At 39.6% G+C, this 492-nt stretch carries 1 pseudogene; it reads left to right on the forward strand.

From position 1 onward, the window contains the following. Positions 1-492, forward strand: a pseudogene (locus Q0C22_RS02505) (type I secretion system permease/ATPase); the annotation flags it as partial.

Below are 492 nucleotides of genomic sequence, written 5' to 3' on the forward strand. Positions count from 1 at the left end.
TCCTTGCAATTGTGGCAAGCCTGGTAATGATGGGTATGGCTATACTTACAGAGGTTGTTACAAAAAAAGGACTTGGGGAAGCCAATAAACATTATCAAGAATCTCAGGTATTTGCAAATGTAAACTTTCGCAATGCTGAAGCAATTTACGCTATGGGCATGAAAGAAAATGTTAAAAAACACTGGTATAGCAGGTACATTAACTTTCTAAGCTACCAATCTGACACAAGCTCTAAAGCTGGAACTATTAGCGCTACAACTAAAGCATTAAGAATAACATTTCAATCTCTTTTGGGCTATGGCGTAAGTGCTTATTACGCTATACAAGGTCAACTGACAATGGGAATGATAGTAGCCTCTGCAATACTTATAGGCAGGGCATTAAGCCCTGTGGATTTGGCAATCAGCGTATGGCGACAGTTTGTTTCTGTGCGTGAATCATATGCAAGACTTGAAGCTATGTTTGCTCAATACCCGGAAAAACCAAAGAGTC

The organism is Desulfurella sp. (assembly GCF_023256235.1).
Classification (GTDB): Bacteria; Campylobacterota_A; Desulfurellia; order Desulfurellales; family Desulfurellaceae; genus Desulfurella.